Below are 14,887 nucleotides of genomic sequence, written 5' to 3'. Positions count from 1 at the left end.
CCGGTTATCGACCCCTCGGCAGGATGGGTGCCGACCCCACCGGACACCGCGGCGACGCCGCCGCCGGGGTGGGGACGCCACAACTCAAAGGGGGCCGCGTGTCAGCTGACGCCGAAGTGATCGACATCCAGCCCGCCCGGCGCCTGCGGGTGCTGCTGCTCTCCTGGGAGTACCCGCCGGTGCTCGTCGGTGGCCTCGGCCGCCACGTCCACGCGCTGTCAGTGGCGCTTGCCGCCGCCGGGCACGAGGTCACTGTCGTCACCCGCCACGCCGAGGGCGCTCCCCTGGAGGAGTACGCCGAGGGCGTGCGCGTCGTCCGCGCCGCCGAGGATCCGGTCCGGTTCCCGCTGGCCACCGGTTCGCTGCTGGCCTGGACGATGGCGTTCAACCACACGCTGACCCGGGCCGCGCTGCGCGCCGCCTCGTCCGGCACCTACGACGTGATCCACGCCCACGACTGGCTGGTCGCGCACACCGCCGTCACGTTGGCCGAGCACCTGGACGTGCCGCTGGTGACCACCATCCACGCCACCGAGGCGGGCCGGCACCAGGGCTGGCTGCCGGAGGAGATGAACCGCACCATCCACGGTGTCGAGCACTGGCTGAGCAACGCCTCCGGCCGGGTGATCGCCTGCTCCGGGTACATGCGCGACCAGGTGGCCCGGCTGTTCGGCGTACCGTCCGGGCGCATCGACGTGGTCGCCAACGGCGTCGACGACCGGGCCTGGCGGGCGCGGCCGCACGCGGTCGCCTCCGCCCGGGCACGCTTCGCCGCGGGCGGGCCGCTCGTCGGGTACGCCGGCCGCCTGGTCTACGAGAAGGGCGTGCAGCACCTGGTGCACGCCGTGCCGCACCTGGCGAGGCGGCACCCCGGCCTGCGGGTGGTGATCGCCGGAGACGGGCCGTACCGGGACGAGCTGGTCGACCAGGCGCGGCGGCTGCACCTCGGGGACACGGTCCGGTTCGCCGGCTTCATGGACGCCACTCAACTGCCCGCGGTGCTCGCCGCCACCGACGCCACGGTGATCCCCAGCCTCTACGAGCCGTTCGGCATGATCGCGCTGGAGGCGGCGGCCGCCGGAGCGCCGCTCGCGGTCGCGCGTACCGGCGGGCTGGCGGAGATCGTCGAGCCCGGGGTTACCGGTGTGACGTTCCCGCACGGCGACCCGGACGCGCTGGCCGGTGCCGTCGACCGGCTGCTCGGCGACGAGGTGTTCGCCCGGCGGGTGGCGCGCAAGGCGCGCAGCATGGTCAGCCGGCGCTACACCTGGTCGGCGATCGCCGCCCGCACCGCCGCCGCCTATGCCACCGCCCGCCGCGACCACGACACGTTCCAGGCCCGCCGGGCCACCGCCCTGCTGGCCGGCGACCGGTCCCCGATCACCGTCCCGGAGGGGAACCTGCTCGCCGGCGCCGCAAGTTAGGGGCATGACGCACTGACATGCGATAGGTACCGTCCGATCCGTTGGCTATTGTGGACCACTGACCAGCGGTGAGGAGTGCGGTGCGGGAGGTATTGATCGCGGGGCGGTACCGCCTGCTCGAACTGGTCGGCCGCGGCGGGATGGGCCAGGTCTGGCGGGCGCGCGACGAGGAGCTGCAGCGCGAGGTCGCGGTGAAGCAGGTCGTGCCGCCGAACTGGCTCGCCGAGAACGAGCAGGACGAGCTGCGCGCCCGTACGCTGCGCGAGGCACGGACGTCCGCGCGGCTCAACCACCCCAACGTGGTGCGGGTCTACGACGTGGTCCGGGTCCAGGGCGAACCCTGGCTGATCATGGAGTACGTCCCGTCGCGCTCGCTCCAGGAGATCATCGAGACCGACGGGCCGCTGCCGCCCGGCCGGGCCGCCGAGATCGGCCTGTCGGTGCTCGCCGCGCTGCGCGCCGCGCACGACGCCGGGGTGCTGCACCGGGACGTGAAGCCCGCGAACGTGCTGCTGGCCCGGGACGGGCGGGTGCTGCTCACCGACTTCGGGCTGGCCGTGTTCCAGGGCGGCGACGGCGCGATGACCCGGCCCGGCCTGGTCCTCGGCTCCCCCCAGTACGTGGCCCCGGAGCGGGCCGCCGACGGCGTGTCGAGCGTCGAGGCGGACATGTGGTCGCTCGGCGCCACGCTGCACGCCGCGGTGGAGGGCCGCTCCCCGTACGCCCGCAGCACCGCGATGGCCACGCTCGCCGCGCTCGCCACCCGGCCGCCCGACCCGGCTCCGCACGCCGGCCCGCTGACGCCGGTGCTGACCGGGCTGCTGCGGCGCGATCCGCGTACCCGCCTGGGGCACCGCGAGACGGCCCGCCTGCTCGGCGTCGCCGCGGTGTCGGAGGCCGACGCGGAGGCCGCCGGGTCGGCGGGCCGCGCCACCGCCGCGCCGGCCGAGCGGCCGGCCGGCGGACGCGAGGCCGACGCGGCGGGTGACGAGCCGGGGTCACCGGGGAACCCGGCGGCCCCGGGTGGCATCTACCCGGACCTGATGCCACCGGCCGCCGCCGCCCGCGCGTGGAGCCGGGCGGCGAAGCGCAGCGAGTGGGCCCCGCCCGCCGAGGGCGACCGCGCGCCACCGAGCGGCGAGGCGGCCGACGCCTCCGGTCCGGCCGGTGCGGGCGCCCGTTCGGTCCCGGCCGCCCGCGCGGACATCGGCGGTCCGGCGTCCCCGGCCGGCCGCTCGGGAGCGCTCGGGCGCACGGACGCGGCCGGTTCGTCGGCGCCGATCGGCCGTGCGGAGGGAAACCTCCGTCCGGACGCGAACGGCGGCTCGGGAGCGGTCGGCGGCTCGGGAGCGGTCGGAGGGGCTGTCGGAGGCACGGTCGTCGGCGCGGGCGCGGCCGGCCCGGGCGGCGGTTCGCAGGTGGTCGGAGGCCCGAGGACGGTCGGTGGGCCCTCCGCGGCGGGCGGTCCGCCCGCCGGTGGCCCGGCCGGGGACGGCGGCTCGGGTGCGGTCGGCCGCGCGGCCGCTGTGGGTCGCGCGGCACCACCGACGAGCGCCCGGCCCGGTGAACCGGAACGCGGCCAGGCGGCCGAACCGGAGCAGGCCGCGACCGCGGAACCGTCCCGGGGCGGGCCGGCCCGCCCGGCCCCGATCAGCCTCGGCCCCACCGTCCTCACCAGCTTCGTCGACCCGGGCAGCCCGGGCGGCCCCGAGTCGGCGCCCCGCGCCGACGCCCTCAGCCCGGTGCACATCGTCGGCCCCGGCGCCGCGCCGGTAGGCAAGCCTCCACCGGTCGCCCACAGCGGGCCGGTCGACAGCGGCGCCGTTCACCCGGCCCCGCCCCGGCCCGCCGGTGTCCCCCGCCCCGCCGATCCCCCGCTCACCTCCGGCGACGGGAACCCGCTGCACCGCTGGGGAATCGTGCTGGGCGCCGTGCTGCTGGCGGTGGCGACCGGGGTGGGCACCGCGCTGGCTATCACCGGTGGCCGCGACGATCCGCCGCAGGCGGGCAGTTCCACCGAGGCCGTCGCCCGCCCGTGGGACCGCCCGCCCGGGCCGGGCGCGCCGCCTCCGCCGTTCCCCTGCGTCCGGCCCGACGTGGCCGGTACACCGGTCCGCAAGGGACCACCACCGGACGACCCGCCGGTGACCGTTCCGGCCGGCTGGGTCTGGCCCGCCGACACCGGCGGCTTCCGGATCGCCCTGCCCGCCGGCTGGTTGCAGCTGCGCTCCGGCGACACCACCTGCTTCCAGGACCCGGAGACGCGGCGCATCCTGGGCGTCGAGCCGTACCCGGGCGGTGATCCGGTGGGCCGGCTGAAGTCGTCCGAGCGGGATCTCACCTCGGCCGGCCGGCTGCCGCACTACCAGAAGGTCCGGCTGGAGTCCGACGGCCAGGGCGCGGCGTGGGAGTGCCGCTGGACCGCGCCGTACGGGGAACGGATGCGCGCGTTGCGCGTGCTGCCAGGCGAGCGGGCCGGATGGACGCTCGGCTGGACCACCTCCGACGCCGACTGGCCCGCCGCCTCGAAGCAGTTCGCCGTCATCCGCGCGAGCCTCGGCACGGTCCGGCCCACCCGTACCGCGGGCTGATGCGGCGCGGTGGGCACCACTTCCCCAGTGGACCGTCCGGCTGATGCCCCGCTGTCGCACGGGCTGACTACAGTGGCGTAGTTTTTGTGGATCAAGATCTTCGGGAAGGGCGAGCCGAGATGATGGGACCGTCCCACGCGCTCTCGGGCGCGGCGGTGTGGCTGACCGGCTCCTGGGCGATGGCCCAGTTCGCGGACTACCACCAGACACCGCTGGCCCTGGCGGTGGGCACCGCGGTCTGCGCCGGCGGGGCGCTCTTCCCAGACCTGGACCTGTCCGGGAAGGTCACCCGCAACCAGGGCGGCGCCACCGTGGCCCGCACCTTCGGCGTGGTCAGCCTCTTCGTCGCCGAGGTGATGGAGAAGATCTCGCTCGGCGTCTACTACGCCACCAAGCTGAGCAAGGACCCGCGCCGCAACAACGGGCACCGCACGCTGACCCACACCATCCCGTTCACCGTGCTCGTCGGCTGGGGCACCACCGCACTGTGCGCCCACTACGGCAAGTGGGCGGTGGTCGGCATCCTCTTCTTCATGATCGGCCTGGCGCTGCGCGGGCTGTTCGACAAGTGGGCCGAGCGTGCCGGCTGGGTGGTGGTCACGCTGGTGTCCGCCGCCGCGGCCTGGTTCACGTTCGCCAACCTGCCCGGCGACCGGGGCTATCCGATGATCGGGCTCGCGGTCGGGGTGGGCTGTTTCGTGCACATCCTCGGCGACATGATCACCCGGGCCGGGGTGCCGATCCTGTGGCCCATCCCGATCAAACGCCGGATGTGGACGATGGTCGGCCTGCCCAACAAGATCGCCCTGCGTACCGGCAGCAAGGCCGAGACGGTGGTGCTGCGCACCGCGATGACAATCCTGTCCGTCCTGGCCGCGGTGGGGCTGGTCGCCCCGTCGGTGCTGCAGCGCTTCGACATCCAGGTGTAGGTCAGCGCGCCTCGGCGCGTACCGGTCGGGCGGTGGCCGCCCGGGCCCGGATCAGCCGGGCGGTCCAGCCCACGCCGCGGGCGGTGAGCGCGTACGCCGCCGTCGGCGGGAGGGCCAGCAGCGCGGCGATCCCGGCCACCAGCGGCACCCGAGGGCCGGGCACGTCCGTGGCGACCGCCGTCGCGGCGGTGTAGCCGGCGGCCAGCACGACTGCGACGAGCCCGGCGTACGCGAGCGCCGGACCGGCCCGCCGCCGTCCCGCCGCCGCACCGAGCGCGACGGCCGGCGCGAACAGCAGCGGCAGCGCCGCCACACCGAGCAGCGCCGCGATCAGTACCAGCAGCGGTCCGGCCAGCAGGCCGCCCGGGTCGGCGCCGGTGACCAGCGCGTACGCCAGCAGGCCGAGGTAGCCGGCGACCGCCTCCGCGACGACGACGAGCCACGCCGCGACTGCTCCGGCGAGATGACGAGCGACAGTGGTGCCCACGTTGTCCCCCTCCCCCGTGCGGACGGCGCCACGACCGTCCGATGAGAACGGTAGTGCCCGGGACGGCGGCGGACAGAGGCCGCGCCCGGCATCACTCTGAGTAGGGAAGTAGTAGTCGTCGATCGTCCGCGCGGACGATCGACGACACGCTAATGCGCATTAGCGCGAGGTTCGCCTACTGTCGCGCGCTCGGTCGACCCTTGTCAAGATCTCCGCCCGAACAACCGCCGGACGGCGGCGGACACGGTTGCTAATCCGCATTACATCAGGGAGTTCATCGAACGGAAATCTTCCGGCCACCCCTTGACAGGACGCCGGGAGAGCAGAGAGGCTCCATCCCGACCCGATCGCTAATACGCATTAGCGGAAGTGGAAGGACCGACGTGACCCCTCCCCCCAGGCGTGTCACCCAGCGTGACATCGCGCGCATGGCCGGCGTCAGCCAGGCGACCGTGTCGCTGGTGCTCAACAACCGCACCGACGCCGACGTCCGGATCGCGCCGGAGACACGGGACCGGGTGTTGCAGGTCATCGCCGAGACGGGATACGCCGCCGATCCGGCCGCCCGCCGCCTCGCCTCCGGGTTCAACCGGATCATCGGCGTCTTCACCTACGAGCCGGCCTTCCCCAGCGGCAGCCGGGACTTCTTCCACCCGTTCCTGCTCGGCATCGAGGAGTACGCCGAACGGGTCGGCTGCGACCTGCTGCTGTTCACCAGCGCCCCGGTGGTGGACGGCCGGCGGCGCATCTTCCACCAGGACAACCGGCTGCGGCTGGCCGACGGCTGCATCCTGCTCGGCCGGGAGATCGACGGCGCGGAGCTGCTCCGGCTCAACCGCGACGGGTTCCCCTACGTCGCCGTCGGACGCCGCGACGACGCCGGCGGCCCGGTGCCCTACGTCGGCGCCGACTACGCCAGCGCGGTCCACCGGCTGGCCGAGCGGGCGGTGGAACTGGGACACCGGCGTCTGACGTACGTGGGCATGGGCACCTCGGCCGAGTCCTCGCACGACCGGCGCAGCGGTTTCCACGCCGGCGCGACCGGCGCGGACGGCGCCCGCCAGATCACCGCGACGGCGGAGACCGCCGACGCCACAGTGGACGACCTGCGGGCCGACGGCAGCACCGTCGCCTTCGTGGAGGACTTCGCCACCGCCGTGGCGCTGGAGGCGGCCGCCCGCCGCAAGGGGCTGACGGTGCCCGGTGACCTGTCCGTCGTGACCCTCGGCGACCCGACCGTCCCGGTGCCCACCGACATCACGTTCACCGGGTTCCGCATCCCGCGCGAGGAGATGGGCCGCCAGGCCGTCGAGGTGCTGACCGGCGTCATCGACGGCAGCGCCGGCGGCCTCCAGCAACGGCTCCTGCCCTGCGAACTCGTCGAGGGCGACACCCTCGGCGTCCCTGGATCGGCGGCCGACCGGCGCTGACACGCCCGGCCGCGCAACTGGAAGGAAGCAAGTGGTACTAATGCGTGCGGACGTCCTCGTCGTCGGGGGCGGACTGGGCGGTGTCGCCGCGGCGCTGGCCGCGGCCCGTGCCGGCCGGTCCGTCATCCTGACCGAGGAGTTCGACTGGCTCGGCGGGCAGCTCACCAGCCAGGCGGTCCCGCCGGACGAGCACTCCTGGATCGAGCAGTTCGGCGCCACCGCGAGCTACCGGGAGTTGCGCGACGGCATCCGCGACTACTACCGCCGCCACTACCCGCTGACCGAGCGGTCCCGGGCGTGGACCGACCTGAACCCGGGTGCCGGCTGGGTGAGCCGGCTCTGCCACGAGCCCCGCGTCGCGGTCGCGGTCCTGGAGCAGATGCTCGCGCCGTACCGGGGGTCCGGGCGGCTGACGGTGCTGCAGCCCTACCGGCCGGTCGCGGCCGAGACCGACGGCGACCGGGTCACCGGCGTCACGCTCGCCCATCGGGACCGCGACGAGCGGATCGAGGTGGAGGCGCCGTACGTCCTGGACGCCACCGAGACCGGTGAGCTGCTGCCGCTGACCGGCACCGAGTACGTGACCGGGTTCGAGTCGCAGGCGCAGACCGGTGAGCCGAGCGCGCCCGCCGAGGCTCAGCCGCTGAACATGCAGGCGGTGTCCGTCTGCTTCGCGCTGGACCACGTCGACGGCGACCACACCATCGACCGGCCCGCCGGCTACGACTTCTGGCGCGACTACAAGCCGGACTTCTGGGGCGACCGGCTGCTGTCCTGGCGGTCGCCGCACCCGCGCACGCTGGAGATCGTCGAGCGCAGCTTCACGCCGAACCCGGACGACGACCCGCTGGGCGTCAACGCCGACCAGCGGCTCAACCCGGGCGACGGCAACCTGTGGACGTTCCGGCGCATCGCGGCGCGGCGCAACTTCGTCGACGGCGCGTACGGCAGCGACATCACGCTCGTCAACTGGCCGATGATCGACTACTTCGAGGGCCCGGTCATCGACGTGCCGAACGCGTCCTGGCACCTGTCCCAGGCGCGCGAGCTGTCGTACTCCGTCCTGTACTGGCTGCAGACCGAGGCGCCCCGCGCCGACGGCGGCACCGGCTACCCGGGGCTGCGGCTGCGCGGCGACGTGACCGGCAGCCCCGACGGGCTGGCGCAGGCGCCCTACATCCGGGAGTCGCGCCGCATCCGCGCCGAGTACACCGTGGTCGAGCAGGACCTCTCCCTGGCCGTACGCGGCGAGCACGGCGCGGTGAGCTACCCCGACTCGATCGGCGTCGGCATGTACCGCATCGACCTGCACCCGTCGACCGGCGGCGACAACTACATCGACGTCGGCTCCTGCCCGTTCGAGATCCCGCTCGGCGCGCTCATCCCGCAGCGGATGGAGAACCTGCTGCCGGCCGGCAAGAACATCGGCACCACGCACATCACCAACGGCAGCTACCGACTGCACCCGGTCGAGTGGAACGTCGGTGAGGTCGCCGGCCTGCTGGCCGACTTCTGCCTTGCGCGGGGCGAGTCCCCGCGCGCGGTCCGCGGCACCCCCCGCCTGCTGGCCGAATTCACGGACCGCATCTCGGCCGCCGGCGTGGAATGCCGCTGGCCGCAGATCGCGGGCTACTGAACCCCCGGTGAGGAGAAGAAAGTGAGATACGGAAGACTGTCCGGCCTGGTCGCGGCGACCATGACCGGTGTGCTCGCCCTGACCGCCTGCGGCGGTGGCGGCGACGCCAAGGACGACGGTCCGGCGAGCCTGCGGATGACCGTCTGGTCGGCGAACGAGGCGCACCTCAAGCTGTTCAACGAGATCGCCGACGAGTACCGCAAGAACAACCCGGACGTCGCGGAGATCAAGTTCGACCCGCTGCCGTTCGAGAACTACACCACGACGCTGACCACGCAGATCGCCGGCGGCAACGCGCCGGACCTCGCGTGGATCTTCGAGAACTCGGCGCCGGACTTCGTCGCCTCCGGCGCGCTGAGCCCGCTCGACGACACCTTGAAGAAGGCCGACGGCTACCAGTACGACGACCTGTCCCCCGCCACGCTGAAGCTCTGGCAGAACGACGGGAAGCTCTTCGCGTACCCGTTCTCGACCTCGCCGTTCGGCGTGTTCGTGAACAACGACATGCTCAAGAAGGCCGGGCAGAAGACCCCGGCCGAGCTGATCGCGGCCGGGCAGTGGAACTGGGACACCGCGCTCGCCGCGGCCGGCGCCACCGCCGCGAAGTCGGGCAAGGCCGGGCTCGTGGTCCGCGACTTCGACTACAAGGGCTGGGACAACCTGGCCACGTTCTGGACCGGCTGGGGCGCCCAGGCGTGGAGCGAGGACGGCCGCAGCTGCGGGTTCAACAGCCCGGAGATGGTCGAGGCGATGACCACGCTGCACAAGGCGATCTTCACCGGCAAGGCGCTGCCCGGTCCGGGCACGACCGCCGACTTCTTCGCCGGTGACGCCGCCATGACCGTCACCCAGATCTCCCGTGCCTCCCTGCTGAAGGAGAACGGCTTCGACTGGGACCTGGTCCCGCTGCCGGCCGGCCCGAAGGGCCCGTACGCGGTGGTCGGCCAGGCCGGCATCGGCGTGATGAAGAAGAGCCCGCACGCCGAGCAGGCCGCCGACTTCCTGGCCTTCTTCACCAACCCCACCAACTCGGCGAAGCTGGCCCAGTTCTTCCCGCCGCCGCGGCAGTCCCAGCTGACCGCCGAGACGCTGGCGAAGACGAACCCGAAGCTCAAGCCGGAGCAGCTGCAGAAGGTCGTCATCGACGGCATCACCAACGGCACCGTCAAGCCCAGCCACTCCGGGCAGGCCGAGCTGAGCCAGCAGGTGCGCGCCGCGCTCGACCCGCTGTGGAAGGCGGACGCGGACGTCAAGGGCGTACTCGACGGCGTCTGCTCCAAGATCCAGCCGCTGCTGGCGAAGTAGGGCCGAGGATCATGACCCAGACGGACACCAGGGTGGGCCCGGCTGCTGCCGGGCCCGCCCCGGGCCGGGCCCGGCCGTTCTGGACCACCCGCCGCCGGGACCAGCTCACCGGATACCTGTTCATCACCCCGCAGCTGCTCGGCAGCGTGGTCTTCGTGATCCTGCCGCTGGTCCTCGTGGTCTGGTACAGCCTGCACGAGTGGAACGTGCTGGCCGGCAGCTTCGACTACATCGGCACCGACAACTACGCCGCGCTGGCCGACGACCCCAACCTGGGCCCGGTGCTGCGGTCGACCGGCCTGTTCTCGGTCGGCCTGGTCGTGTTCAACCTCGGCCTGGCGTTGCTGCTGGCCGTCCTGCTCAACCAGAGGCTGCGCGGGACCATCGTGTTCCGCACCCTGTTCTTCTCCCCCGTGGTGGTCTCGCTGGTCGCGTGGACCATCGTGTGGGGCTTCCTGTTGCAGGACAACGGCGGCATCAACGGCCTGCTCGACACGATCGGCGTCGACGGCCCCAACTGGCTGCGCGGCGAGGGCACGGCGATGCTGTCGGTGATCGTCGTGCAGGTGTTCAAGAACGTCGGCCTGAACATGGTGCTGTTCCTGGCCGCCCTGCAGGGCGTGCCGGCCGAGCTGTACGAGGCCGCCGAGGTGGACGGCGCGAGCCGGATGCGCCAGTTCTGGCGGATCACGGTGCCGCTGATCAGCCCGACGATCATGCTCACGTCGATCATCACGGTGGTCGGCTCGCTGCAGGTCTTCGCGCAGATCGCGGTGCTCACCCAGGGTGGGCCCGGCACCTCGACCACGGTGCTCGTCTACTACCTCTACCAGCAGGCCTTCCAGTTCCATCACTTCGGCTACGGCGCGACGCTGTCGATCCTGCTGTTCGTCATCGTGCTCGCGCTGACGGTGCTGCAGTGGCAGATGCGCAAGAGGTGGGTCTTCCATGAATCGTGACCTGTCCCGGCGGACCAAGCTGGTGCTCTACGGCGTACTGATGGTCCTCGCCGTCCCGTTCGTGTTCCCCACCTGGTGGATGGTCACCTCGTCGCTGAAGCCGGTGGCGGACATCTTCTCCTTCCCGCCGCAGCTGCTGCCGACCGATCCGCGGCTGGACGCGTACCGGCGGGTGTTCGAGCTGCAGCCGTTCGGGCAGCAGTACCTGAACAGCCTCTACATCGCGCTGCTGGTCACCGTCGGCACGCTGGCCGTGGCGTCGCTGGCCGGGTACGCGTTCGCGCGGATCCGGTTCCGGGGGCAGAACGTGCTGTTCCTGGTCGTCCTCGCGGGCCTGCTCATCCCGAGCGAGGTGACGATCGTGCCGCTGTTCCAGATGTTCTTCAAGCTCGACCTGATCGACACCCACTGGCCGCTGATCCTGGTGCCGATCTTCGGGGCGCCGAGCGTGCTGGCGACGTTCATCATGCGGCAGTTCTTCATCAGCCTCCCCGGTGAGCTGGAGGAGGCGGCGCGGGTCGACGGGCTGGGACGCTTCGCCACGTTCTGGAAGATCGCGCTGCCGCTGTCCCGGCCCGCGCTCGGCGCGGTGGCCATCTTCACGTTCCTGCACAGCTGGAACCTGTACCTGGAACCGATCGTGTTCCTCTCCTCGCCGGACAAGTTCACCCTGCCGCAGGCGCTCACCCAGTTCGTCGACGCGTACGGCGGTCCGATGTGGGACGTGCAGCTCGCGGCGGCGTCGATGACCGCGCTGCCGGTGCTGGCGGTGTTCGTCATCGCGCAGAAGCAGTTCGTCGAGGGCCTCGCGCACACCGGTCTGAAGGGATGACCGAGCCGGTCGTCGGGATCGACATCGGCGGCACCAAGACCGCCGTCGCCCTGGTCGGTCCCGGCGCGCGGGTGCTCGACCGCCGCGAGGCGACCACCCCCGCGCGCGGCGGGCCGGCCGCGGTGCTGGACACCGCCGCCGGCCTGGCCGCGGAGCTGCTCGCCGCCGCCGGCCCCGGGCCGGTCGGGGTGGGCACCGCGGGCACCGTCGACCCGGCGACCGGCGCCATCCGGTACGCCACGGACAGCCTGCGCGGGTGGGCCGGCACCCCGGTCGCCGACGAGCTGGCAGCGCGGCTGGGCCGGTCGGTGCGCGTCACCAACGACGTCGCCGCGGCGGCGCTCGGCGAGTGCTGGGCCGGCGCCGGACGGGGCCGGGGGCACGTGTTGCTGGCCGCCGTCGGCACCGGGCTGGGCGGCGCGATCGTCAACGACGGGCGGGTCGAGGTCGGCGCCCGGGGCGCGGCCGGCCAGCTCGGGCACCTGCCGGTCCCGGGCGCGCACCGGCTGCGCTGCGGCTGCGGCCGGTACGGGCACCTGGAGGCGATCGCCTCCGGCACCGGCCTGGCCGCCGCGTACGCGCTCACCGGCGGTGACCCGGTCACCGGCCGGGAGGTGGCGCGGCGTGCGGCGGCCGGTGACGCGGCCGCCCGGCAGGTCGTCGACCGGGCCGGCGCCGCGCTCGGCGCGGCCCTGGCCGGGCTGGTCGCCCTGCTCGACCCGGACGCGGTGGTGGTCGCCGGCGGCGCCGCCGCCACAGTGCTTCCCGCCGCGACGGCCGCCTACCGGGCGGAGCTACCCGACGGCTGGGCGCACGTGCCGCTGCTTTCCGCGGCGCTGGGCGCCGACGCGGTGGTGGTCGGCGCCGCCCGGCTCGCCACCGCACCGATCCACCACGACGGAGGAACAAGCACGTGAGTGTCCTGGACGACCTGGCCGGCGGGCTGGTCGTGTCCTGCCAGCCGCTGCCCGACGACCCCGGCGACCCGATGCGCGACCCGTACGTCCAGGCCCGCGTGGCCGCCGCCGTCGTCCGCGGGGGCGCGGTGGCGGTCCGGGTCAACGGCCCCGACGACGTGCGGGCGGTACGCGCCGCCGTCGACGTGCCGGTGATCGGGTTGTACAAGCACGGCACGCAGGGCGTGTTCATCACCCCGACCGCCGGGCACGCCCTCGAAGCGGCGCGGGCCGGGTCGCACGTCGTCGCGGTGGACGCCACCGACCGCCCCCGGCCCGACGGCCGGACCTTCGCCGACACCGTCCGCGCCGTGCACGACCAGACCGGCGCGCTGGTCCTGGCCGACGTCGCCACTGTGGCCGAGGGCGTCGCCGCCGTCGAGGCCGGCGCGGACGCGGTCGCCACCACGCTGTCCGGCTACACGCCGGCCGGCCCACCGATCGACGGGCCCGACCTCGGGCTCGTGGCGCGACTCGCCGCGCTGCTGCCCGTACCGGTGATCGCCGAAGGGCGCTACCGGACCACGGAGCAGATCAGCCGGGCCTTCGAGGCGGGCGCCCACGCGGTGGTGACGGGCAACGCCGTCACCTCACCGCTGTGGATCACCCGCCGGCTGGTTCCGGCCACCCCCCGGGCGGCGAGCGCGCCGGAGAAAAGGGAGCATCGATGAAGAGAAGAACCCTTCTTGCGGCCACCGGCGCGGCCGGCCTGGCCACCGTCGCCCTCGGCGGCCCCGCCTTCGCCCGGCCCGCCGGCCGGCGACCGAGCGTGGCGCTGGTGCCGCTGGACGACCGGCCGGTCAACACGTACTGCGCGGAGATGACCGGTGCGAGCGCCGACGCCGAGGTGCTGCTGCCGCCGCGGAACCTGCTGGGCCGTTTCTTCACCCCCGGTGACGGTGCCGGCATCGCCCGCTGGCTCGACGGCACCGACGGCGTCGACGGGTACGTGATCTCGGTGAGCATGCTGGCGTACGGGGGCCTGATCGCCTCACGTACCGCCGCACCGGCCCTGGCCGACGCGTTGCGCAACCTGGAGGCGATCCGGCGGCTGCGCGCACGCCGGTCCGGCGCGGTGATCGAGGTGCACGACACGATCCAGCGGCTCGCGATCACCAGCACCGGCACCGACCTGGACAACTACCGTGACCTGCTGGTCCAGTGGGCCAAGCTGTACGACCAGGTGGTCAACCTGGGCCAGGAGTCGCTGCGCGGCCAGCTCGACGCCGTGCGGGCGCGCATCCCCGACGCCGTGGTCGAGGACTACCTGGCCGCGCGGGCACGCAACCACCAGGTCAACCGGCTGATGGTGGAGTGGGTCGCGGACGGGACGATCAGCCACCTGGTGCTCTCCGAGGACGACACCGCGCCGGTCGGCCTGGCCCGCGCCGAGCGGGTCGAGCTGGAGGCGCTGGTGGCGCGGCTCGGCGTCGGCGACCGGGTGGAGATCTTCCCCGGCGCCGACGAGGTCAACGCGCTGCTGGTCGCGCGGGTCGTCGCCGCCGGTGCCGCGCCCACCTACCGGGTGGAGTACGCCGGGGTGTCCGGCGAGGGCTGGACCGCCGCGCTGGAGGGCATCCCGTTCGCGGAGAACATCCGCCGGCACGTCACCTCGGTGGGCGGCCGGGTGGTGACCGGCGACGCGGACATCGTCCTCGCGGTGAACACCCCCTCGGCGGCGGCCGGGCAGCGGGCCGCCGACCTGGACGCGTTCGTCGGCCGCATCGGTGAGCTGCTGGCCGCCGGCACCCCGGTGATCGTGGTGGACCCGCTGATCGTCAACAAGGGCGACCACGACCTGGTGTCCCGGATGGAGGCCCGCCTGGACCTGCCGGCGCTGCTGTCGTACTCGGGGTGGAACACCGGCGGCAACGCGCTCGGGCTGGCGCTCGCGCACGGCACCGCGCGGTGGGCGTACCTGCGCAGCTCCGGCAGCGGCTTCGGCGTGCCGGAGCTGCGCGGGCCGGCCCGGGCGCACGCCGAGTACCTGCTCTACCGGTTCGTCAAGGACGACCCGTGGAAGAACGTGGTGCAGGTCGAGGCGTACGCGCACGCCCGCGCGCAGGGCTGGGATCCGCTGGCGCTGAACGCCGAGCAGAAGCGCTACTTCGACGGCTGGGTACGCGACCGGCTGGTGCCGCTGACCGAGCGGTACTTCGCCGACCACTTCGCCGGGCACGAGCTGGTGCTCGGGGTACGCGGACGCAAGACGTTCACCACGACGCTGGACCGGGTCACCGCGGTGCGGGTCGAGCTGCCGTGGGACCGGCTGTTCGAGGTCACGCTGGAGCCGAGCCTGCGGCTGCGCTGACCGGACGACGCGGGTGCGGTCCCCCGG

General features: G+C 73.6%; 12 protein-coding genes. 11 read left to right on the top strand and 1 reads right to left on the bottom strand.

What is annotated here, in order from left to right; translation table 11 throughout:
- The first annotated feature begins 98 nt into the window (after positions 1-98).
- The 3 genes from IRY44_RS27505 (at position 99) to IRY44_RS27495 (ending at position 4,944) form a co-directional block, all read left to right on the top strand.
- Positions 99-1,424, top strand: a complete 1,326-nt coding sequence (locus tag IRY44_RS27505) for a glycosyltransferase family 4 protein (protein ID WP_281599749.1) — start codon at positions 99-101, stop codon at positions 1,422-1,424.
- Between the two features lie 80 nt (positions 1,425-1,504).
- Positions 1,505-4,015, top strand: coding sequence for a serine/threonine-protein kinase (locus IRY44_RS31400; RefSeq protein WP_194803093.1), 2,511 nt, complete (start codon positions 1,505-1,507; stop codon positions 4,013-4,015).
- 119 nt (positions 4,016-4,134) lie between these two features.
- On the top strand, positions 4,135-4,944 hold the full coding sequence (locus IRY44_RS27495) for a metal-dependent hydrolase (RefSeq protein WP_091427497.1): 810 nt from the start codon (positions 4,135-4,137) through the stop codon (positions 4,942-4,944).
- Between the two features lies 1 nt (position 4,945).
- Here the strand turns inward: IRY44_RS27495 and IRY44_RS27490 are convergent, their stop codons facing one another.
- Positions 4,946-5,431, bottom strand: coding sequence for a hypothetical protein (locus tag IRY44_RS27490; RefSeq protein ID WP_194803092.1), 486 nt, complete (start codon positions 5,429-5,431; stop codon positions 4,946-4,948).
- 383 nt (positions 5,432-5,814) lie between these two features.
- Between IRY44_RS27490 and IRY44_RS27485 the strand changes: the two genes are divergently transcribed.
- Genes IRY44_RS27485 through IRY44_RS27450 form a run of 8 tightly spaced genes read left to right on the top strand, consistent with a single transcriptional unit; the run spans position 5,815 to position 14,860 of the window.
- A complete protein-coding gene (locus tag IRY44_RS27485; protein ID WP_194803091.1) occupies positions 5,815-6,861 on the top strand; it encodes a LacI family DNA-binding transcriptional regulator in 1,047 nt (348 codons plus the stop codon).
- Between the two features lie 40 nt (positions 6,862-6,901).
- Positions 6,902-8,497, top strand: a complete 1,596-nt coding sequence (locus IRY44_RS27480) for an FAD-dependent oxidoreductase (RefSeq protein ID WP_194803090.1) — start codon at positions 6,902-6,904, stop codon at positions 8,495-8,497.
- Between the two features lie 21 nt (positions 8,498-8,518).
- Complete coding sequence (locus IRY44_RS27475) at positions 8,519-9,802, top strand: ABC transporter substrate-binding protein (RefSeq protein WP_269697287.1); 1,284 nt, start codon at positions 8,519-8,521, stop codon at positions 9,800-9,802.
- An 11-nt stretch (positions 9,803-9,813) separates the two neighbouring features.
- The gene (locus IRY44_RS27470) at positions 9,814-10,761 is read left to right on the top strand and encodes a carbohydrate ABC transporter permease (RefSeq protein ID WP_194803089.1); all 948 of its coding nucleotides are present in this window, start codon (positions 9,814-9,816) and stop codon (positions 10,759-10,761) included.
- On the top strand, positions 10,751-11,593 hold the full coding sequence (locus IRY44_RS27465; protein ID WP_013475968.1) for a carbohydrate ABC transporter permease: 843 nt from the start codon (positions 10,751-10,753) through the stop codon (positions 11,591-11,593). The genes IRY44_RS27470 and IRY44_RS27465 overlap by 11 nt, the downstream gene beginning before the upstream one ends.
- Entirely contained in the window at positions 11,590-12,510 is a 921-nt protein-coding gene (locus tag IRY44_RS27460) for an ROK family protein (RefSeq protein ID WP_194803088.1), read from the top strand. Before IRY44_RS27465 ends, IRY44_RS27460 begins: the two co-directional genes overlap by 4 nt.
- Complete coding sequence (locus IRY44_RS27455; RefSeq protein ID WP_194803087.1) at positions 12,507-13,220, top strand: N-acetylmannosamine-6-phosphate 2-epimerase; 714 nt, start codon at positions 12,507-12,509, stop codon at positions 13,218-13,220. The genes IRY44_RS27460 and IRY44_RS27455 overlap by 4 nt, the downstream gene beginning before the upstream one ends.
- Positions 13,217-14,860, top strand: a complete 1,644-nt coding sequence (locus tag IRY44_RS27450; protein ID WP_194803086.1) for a DUF4127 family protein — start codon at positions 13,217-13,219, stop codon at positions 14,858-14,860. Before IRY44_RS27455 ends, IRY44_RS27450 begins: the two co-directional genes overlap by 4 nt.
- Positions 14,861-14,887 lie beyond the last annotated feature (27 nt).

The sequence above is a fragment of the Micromonospora sp. ANENR4 genome, assembly GCF_015354395.1.
In the GTDB taxonomy this organism is placed as follows: Bacteria; Actinomycetota; Actinomycetes; order Mycobacteriales; family Micromonosporaceae; genus Micromonospora; species Micromonospora aurantiaca.
The sequence above is the reverse complement of the archived record's forward strand: the minus strand, read 5'-3'. Positions and strand labels throughout refer to the sequence as shown.

Coding starts and splice junctions, on each gene's coding strand:
- IRY44_RS27495 (WP_091427497.1), top strand. CDS start 4,135: ATGATGGGACCGTCCCACGCGCTCTCGGGCGCGGCGGTGTGGCTGACC.
- IRY44_RS27480 (WP_194803090.1), top strand. CDS start 6,902: ATGCGTGCGGACGTCCTCGTCGTCGGGGGCGGACTGGGCGGTGTCGCC.
- IRY44_RS27470 (WP_194803089.1), top strand. CDS start 9,814: ATGACCCAGACGGACACCAGGGTGGGCCCGGCTGCTGCCGGGCCCGCC.
- IRY44_RS27465 (WP_013475968.1), top strand. CDS start 10,751: ATGAATCGTGACCTGTCCCGGCGGACCAAGCTGGTGCTCTACGGCGTA.
- IRY44_RS27460 (WP_194803088.1), top strand. CDS start 11,590: ATGACCGAGCCGGTCGTCGGGATCGACATCGGCGGCACCAAGACCGCC.
- IRY44_RS27450 (WP_194803086.1), top strand. CDS start 13,217: ATGAAGAGAAGAACCCTTCTTGCGGCCACCGGCGCGGCCGGCCTGGCC.